Source organism: Streptomyces sp. SID13726 (assembly GCF_010548375.1).
Lineage (GTDB): Bacteria > Actinomycetota > Actinomycetes > Streptomycetales > Streptomycetaceae > Streptomyces.
This window is the reverse complement of the sequence record NZ_JAAGLY010000923.1, coordinates 1-267: the sequence shown is the minus strand read 5'-3', so window position 1 is coordinate 267 and position 267 is coordinate 1. Positions and strand designations below refer to the sequence as shown.

Sequence of the window (267 nt, the reverse complement as noted above, 5' to 3'; positions counted from 1 at the left end):
TGCCCACGTGTTACTCACCCGTTCGCCACTAATCCCCACCGAAGTGGTTCATCGTTCGACTTGCATGTGTTAAGCACGCCGCCAGCGTTCGTCCTGAGCCAGGATCAAACTCTCCGTGAATGTTTACCCGTAATCGGGTACACACATCACGAGAGCGGAACAACCACCGGAATAAGGCAGTCGTTCACAGCGTCCTCGCTGTTGTGTTTCTTCAAAGGAACCTCGCCCCGAGCCATGATGGCCGGGAACGGGGTATCAACATATCTG

1 rRNA gene is annotated in these 267 nt (G+C 54.7%); it reads right to left on the bottom strand.

Features of this window, described 5'->3' with window-relative positions:
- Window positions 1-120 (bottom strand): 16S ribosomal RNA (locus tag G3I78_RS51010); the annotation flags it as partial.
- Window positions 121-267 lie beyond the last annotated feature (147 nt).